4 protein-coding genes are annotated in these 6551 nt (G+C 40.3%); 2 read left to right on the top strand and 2 right to left on the bottom strand.

The window, feature by feature from the left end:
* Positions 1-134: 134 nt before the first annotated feature.
* Complete coding sequence (hslU, locus tag AB1397_07395) at positions 135-1445, bottom strand: ATP-dependent protease ATPase subunit HslU (GenBank protein MEW6482798.1); 1311 nt, start codon at positions 1443-1445, stop codon at positions 135-137.
* Between the two features lie 220 nt (positions 1446-1665).
* On the opposite strand from hslU, the gene AB1397_07390 reads away from it, so the two are divergent.
* Complete coding sequence (locus tag AB1397_07390; GenBank protein ID MEW6482797.1) at positions 1666-4611, top strand: fused MFS/spermidine synthase; 2946 nt, start codon at positions 1666-1668, stop codon at positions 4609-4611.
* 107 nt (positions 4612-4718) lie between these two features.
* Positions 4719-5321 (top strand): type II secretion system protein, encoded by a 603-nt coding sequence (locus AB1397_07385; GenBank protein ID MEW6482796.1) that lies wholly within the window; start codon positions 4719-4721, stop codon positions 5319-5321.
* 76 nt (positions 5322-5397) lie between these two features.
* Here AB1397_07385 and AB1397_07380 read toward each other — a convergent pair.
* Positions 5398-6551 (bottom strand): hypothetical protein (locus tag AB1397_07380; protein MEW6482795.1); only part of this gene is annotated, 1154 nt, incomplete at its 5' end.

Here is a 6551-nt window from a genome sequence, read left to right as displayed (position 1 = left end):
AAGTTTTATAAAATTTTTCCCCTTTTAATTCAAAATTCAACATTCAAAATTCATAATTTTATAAAGTTTTCCTTAAGATTATCTAAACACATACATTTTGTAAAGCGTTATGGAATTAACTATAAGTATTGCATTTATAAGATATATTGACTCAAATCTTTATCTTCTATAATCTTTTCCAATTTCTTCCTGATATAGGGAGGGTCTATTATAACCTTCTTCTCAGCAATATTTGGTGCCTGAAATGAGATGTCCTCAAGGAGCTTTTCCATAATGGTATATAACCTCCTTGCTCCTATGTCCTCTGTCCTTTCATTAACCAAGGCGGCAATCCCTGCCACTTCATCTATTGCCTCCTCTGGAAAAACAAGCTCAATTCCTTCTGTTTTAAGGAGGGCTTTATATTGTTTTATCAAGGCATTCTTTGGGCTGACCAGGATAAGCTTAAAATCCTCCTTTTTTAATGATGAAAGCTCAACCCTTATGGGAAATCTTCCTTGAAGCTCAGGAATCAGGTCAGATGGTTTGGAGGCAGCAAATGTGCCTGCGGCAATAAATAGAATGTGATTTGTCTTTACAGGGCCATACCTTGTCATCACCGTTGAGCCTTCAACAATAGGAAGCAAATCCCTCTGAACACCCTCCCTTGAAATATCTGGCCCATAGCTTCCCTTACTATTGCCACAAATTTTATCAAGCTCATCAAGAAATATTATACCCTCTTCCTCAACCTTTTTTATCGCCTCTTTAACAACCTTATCATGGTCAATAAGCTTTTCTGTTTCTTCAAGCAAAAGGATATTCCTCGCCTCCTCCACAGATATTTTTTTTCTCTTTCTCTTTCCGGGAAGGATATTAGAGAGGCTTTCAAAGAGACCAGAGTCAAAGATGCTTTCCATCCCTGGCATAGCAAATACCTCAACCATGGGAGGTGTTTCCTTTGCCTCAATCTCAATAAGCCTTTTCTCCATTTCCCCACTTTTAAGCATTCTCCTTATCTTTTCCCTTGTCTCCTCCCTTGGCTCTTGTTTTCCTGCGGGAAGGAGGAGGGAGACAAGCCTTTCTTCAACAAAGGAGGCTGCCTTATCCTTTACCTTCTCATATTCCCTTGCCTTTATCATATTTACTGTGATATTCACAAGGTCTCTTACCATAGATTCTACATCCCTACCCACATATCCTACCTCAGTGAATTTTGTTGCCTCAACCTTTAAGAAGGGAAGGTCAGCAAGCTGGGAAACCCTTCTTGAGATTTCTGTTTTTCCAACCCCGGTTGGTCCAATCATAATGATATTCTTTGGACAAACCTCATCCTTTAGCTCATCGGGAAGTCTTATCCTTCTGTATCTATTGCGCATAGCAATAGCTACAGCCTTCTTTGCCTCTTTTTGTCCGATGATATATTTATCTAGCTCAGCGACAATCTCAGATGGCGTAAGCTTCATTAGCGTTTTATAAAATTCAAAAGCGTTATTGAAGAAATTTCTAAAGTTAAAATCTTACAAAAAGATGGGGAAAAAGTCAATTGTGAGAAGCTATACAAAAGCAATTGATTTTTTGTCTGTGTTTAGAATGAAGAAGGTTAACTTTATCAATACAGAGGGAAGATGGTAGTATAAATCGAAAACAATCGTTGCCTATAATTGATTGTTGTGGTATAATTAGATGATGTTTATCTATTTTTTTGTGTTTTTAACCGGGGCAACCGGGCTTGTTTATGAAGTAACCTGGCAGAAATACTTAAGCAGGTTGCTGGGCAACGACACAGCCGCTGTGGCAATCATCCTGGCGATCTTCCTGGGTGGATTATCCCTGGGTTACTATTTGTGCGGCAAATTGACCACCCTGGTCAAGAACCATTTTAAGGGATATGCCTTGCTGGAAGTAGCCATTGCCTTGTGGTGCTCTTACTTTCCCAATATCTTTAGCAAAGTTGAATCTTTTACCCGAAATTGGAGTTTTTCGCCTCCTTTTTTGATAATTTTCCAGGGGCTTTTCTCTTCGGCACTCCTTATGGCTCTGCCCACGATGTGTATGGGGGGCACTATTCCATTTCTAACCCGTGCCATATCAAGGAATCTTGTCGAATCCACCCGTGTTCATGCCAGGATTTATGCGATAAATACAGCCGGAGCATTTTTGGGTACATTGCTGGCTGGGTTTTATCTGATTCCCAGCCTTGGCCTGCCACTTACTATGGCGATCACTGCCCTGGGGAATCTAGGAGCATCCATATTCTTCTATCTGCTTGGTATGATAAAAGGAAAATCGCAGGAATCCCCTTTAAGTTCTGAGAGTGTTAGGATAAAGGGCTTAACCCAATTGAGATATCCACCCTATATCCTCTATGGGATAGCCTTCTTAAGTGGTTTCTATGTTATGGTCTTAGAGAATGTGCTGATAAGGATTACCAATCTTTCCTTAGGCAGCTCCTCCTATTCTTTTTGCATGATCGTAGCCGTTTTTATCCTTTCCATCGCTTGCGGGAGCTTTCTGGTTGAAAGATTAAAAACCCTGCCCAGATATTTATTGTTTGCCAATCAACTAGCCATTACATTATTACTACCCTTGGTTTACCTTTCCCTTGACACCTGGCCTTACTGGGCACATGTGATCCGTATAGCATTTCAACCAAATATGGTAGGCTTTTTTGGTTATTACACCTATGTATTTTTAGCGATGACCCTAGTCTTAATCCTGCCAGTATCACTTATGGGTGCTACCCTTCCCATTGCCTTTCACGAGTTAAAAGAAGACCTTAAAAATGTAGGCAGGCACTCGGGATTCCTTTTTTCCTATAATACAATAGGAAATCTTATGGGAAGCTTAGCCGGTGGTATTGTTTTCTACTATTTTTTAAATAACCCAGGCATTTTCTTAGTCGCTATTTTTCTCTCTGCCTGTTCTACCCTTCTCTCTGGTTGGCACTTAGGGAGAAACTATTATCTACCTGCTCTAGCTTTGGCAATTCTAGTTTTTTTCTCTATTCTCTATACCCCTTTCTACCGTATAGAGAACTTTATGATCGGGACATTTCGCGAGATGAGGCGACTTCCCTATTCACTAAGTGGCCCTTCTAATTTTTTCAAAAGATTTCACCAGGGACAAGCCTTAAGATTTTATAAGGATGGGCCAAGCTGCACTGTCTCAGTAATTGAAAGCCTAAAAGCCTCAACTAAAAGTAAAAAATCCTTAGCCATTATCGTTAATGGCAAGTCAGATTCTTCCACCACAGAAGACATCTACACCCTTAAGCTTTCTGCCCATCTTCCCGCCCTTCTTTCCGAAAAAAGAAAAAAGGTTATGGTGATTGGTTTGGGTACAGGGGTTACCGCAGGAGAGATGTCACTTTACCCAGATATTGAAAGAATTGATCTGGCTGAGATCTCGCCAACCGTAGTAAAAGCCCTACCATATTTTTACCAGTCCACCTATAATCTCCATAAAAATCCAAGGGTTAAGATCCATATTGGCGATGCATTTCGCATTCTAGGAAGAAGCCAAGAAAAGTGGGATATTGTAATCTCAGAGCCGAGCAATCCCTGGGTAACCGGAGTAGATCTCCTCTTTACCAAGGAATTTTACCGTCTAGTAAAGCAACACCTGAGCGAGAAAGGGATATTGCTGCAGTGGGTTCAAATCTATTCGGCTAGCCCTTCTATGGTGGGAATGATGATCAACACCCTTCAGGAGGAATTTAAGTGCTCGCATGTATTTATTGCCAATGCGGGAGACCTTCTCATCCTTGCTTCCAACAAACCCTTTTCCCTTAAGGATATAGAAAGGGCGGGTGAAACCCTAAACCAAAATAAAAAGGTAAAGGCTTCATTAGAAGAGATAAATTTTAATTCCATAGATGAGATTTTAATCAGGGAGATCTGGACTCCTTCCTATCTCTTTGATTACTTTTCTCGCTTTCCTCTTCAGACAATGGATCGTCCCTCCCTTCATTACATTGCCGGTAAAAGCTTTTTTCAAGAAGAGTCTGTGCCAGCAGCTCTTTTATTAAACCAGGAGACATCCAGCTACTTTCCCGAATATCTTATCGCGATGAGGTATAAGAATTGGCAGGATTTTCCCTTTTCTCAAGAAAGGTTTAACTCCCTTTTGCTCTCTGTAAGGGATAAGGTTTCGGGATCTGTTTTGCCGGTTGCTTCTGCTTTAAGGCTAAAGGCCCATTTAAGCAATCCGGCTAAGTATCCCCTTTCCAGGCTAGAAAGGGAAGAAATGGGAGTGGAGTTGATTCCCTTTATCAGGCAAATGCCAGAAAAAGAGGGTGAATGGTCAAAAATAGGGCTTGAGGGGGCCTCCTTTCGCAAAAAGGCAGGGGTTTTAATTGCGAGATTAAAATATAGAAACTGGGTGGTTCCCTATCCCATAGATGGACTGAAATCCTTACTTGAGCAAGGAATTAAGAGGGGTAAAGATGTTTATGAAAAGAATTGGTGTAGCCTTCAGCTTGCCCTCCTTTTGCTCTCAGAAAGGGTTGAAAAGGAAAGGGTAGAAGTCCTTCTTGAGCAGGCAATTAAAGGAAGCAATGGGAAGCCTATTTTGAAAAAGGGGGATGGGGTTTTATGGCAAAGGGTTAATCGGCTATTGTATTTTAAATAAGCTTTAAAAAAACTTGACAAAATTTAATTTTTATAGTATATTTAATATAGAAATCAATACTTAAAGTATTGAAGGGAATAAATTTTAAAAAAGGGAGGTGAGAGAAGATGAAGAGAAAGGGTTTTACCTTGATTGAGTTAATGATTGTGGTTGCAATCATTGGGATATTACTGGCAATGCTCCTTCCTAGGGTAGGTCTTTTGATTGATCGAGCCAGAGAAAGGACAACGGGAAAGAACCTTAAGAATCTTTATACCGGGATATTTAATGGCTCACAGGGAGACCTTGGAAAGATGGACTATCCAACAGACGTGAACGATCTTTACGGCAGGATACTTGCTCCCCTCTATCCCGACAGAAATGATGATGACCTGTTAGATGTTCCTGTAGCACTATTAAGCAGGGGTGTACACAGTGGAAATGGAAGCGATAATGGAGCAGTAGTATTTGTTACAGGTGCGGATGCGAATAGCGATGGCACTCTTACTGACACCGAGCTACAAGCCGCAGTACTGGGACAAAAAGGAAACAGAGCAACGGCCGCAAACTATAATAATGCTGAGTGTCCAGGAAGGGCTAGTTCGGAGGCATGTGATGGAGGCTGGTTATATCTAGCAACCCAGTGTGGAGATAGAAGGGGTGAGGTGGTAATAGACTGTGATTGCCTTGATACATATGGCACCCCATATTACCAGTATCGCTGTGAATAAGCCAGGGGGTTAAGAGAAAGAGAGGGCGGCAGCTGCCGCCCTCTTTTATTTTATGGCAAACTGCTATCGAGGGAATTTATTTTAAGTCAACCAAAAGAGAAAAGAGGTATTTGCCCCTCTCATCTCTTTTTAGCTTTAAAAAGTCATCCCGATTTATCGTTTCCCAAAGCACATGGATGAAAGGGATTTTCCTTTTAAATTCAGGCAGCTTAAGCATCTTTAAAAAAGACTCCTTAGCAGATTCTATTCTTCCTTCCATTATCTCTGAAAGGCTGAATGATAGATGATAGAGAAAGTTTGCCTTATGGTTTAAAGGCCACCACTCCTCTATAGATCTTTCTATCAATTGCCAGGCTTTGGGGATTAAAAGGGGCTCATTCCTTTTAAAATAGACTAAGGTCATTCCAAAGAGTGCCTCTGATGCCATTGAAGAATAGGTAGGCTCAATGGCTTTTATGATTCTGATAGAGAGGAGGGCTTTTTTAAATATAGATATAGCCTTTTCAAGGTTATCCTCCTTTATATAACGAAGCCCCTTTGAGATGAGATAGCGATACAAAAGCCAATAAATGGCGATGATAAAAAGAAAAAGCCTCCAGGCAAGCCTTCTAAATACCAGAGCAACCACTAATGCTACCTCATAGACCATAGGATGCTCAATAAAGAATGGGAATAGGCAGGTAATGAGCATAATCATCGCTATATCAATAGAGAGGCTAATCAGGACAAAGGAGAGGTATATGCGAAGGGGAGGCCATTTTATCAAGGCTGTAATGATAAGGGAAAAAAGGAGAACCAAGATAATCCCAGAAGGAAGATAAAGGAGAAGAAAGAAAAGGTATGGTTTTATAAGCTCTAAAGGAACATTTTTTATCACATCCTTGGAAATGAAAAGGGAGAATAAAAAAAGAATGGCTATGGGAAGATAAAGGTATAAAATCCACCTTTTCTTTATGATATATCTACAAAGCATAGGATAGCCCCTGATTAAGAAATTTCCTATCCAATGGGTGATCATAAGGAGAATAAACGAGTCAAGCCAGATAAAAAGATAGGTAAATAGATATAAGGGAAACCATCTTAAAGAAAATGCCTCCCCCAGATAAAAATAAAAGTTGTCTAATGAAGAGGAAAGGAAGGCTCCCTTTATGTAGGATTTGAAAGAATCGAGGAATTGGTTTTTAAGATAATAAACATTCCCCCGCACAAAATAAGCTCTATCGAGGTTTG

It is taken from the genome of bacterium (genome assembly GCA_040756715.1).
Classification (GTDB): Bacteria; UBA9089; UBA9088; order UBA9088; family UBA9088; genus JBFLYE01.
This window is presented reverse-complemented; position numbering and strand designations above follow the sequence as displayed.

Coding starts and splice junctions, on each gene's coding strand:
- hslU (MEW6482798.1), bottom strand. CDS start 1,445: ATGAAGCTTACGCCATCTGAGATTGTCGCTGAGCTAGATAAATATATC.
- AB1397_07390 (MEW6482797.1), top strand. CDS start 1,666: ATGATGTTTATCTATTTTTTTGTGTTTTTAACCGGGGCAACCGGGCTT.
- AB1397_07385 (MEW6482796.1), top strand. CDS start 4,719: ATGAAGAGAAAGGGTTTTACCTTGATTGAGTTAATGATTGTGGTTGCA.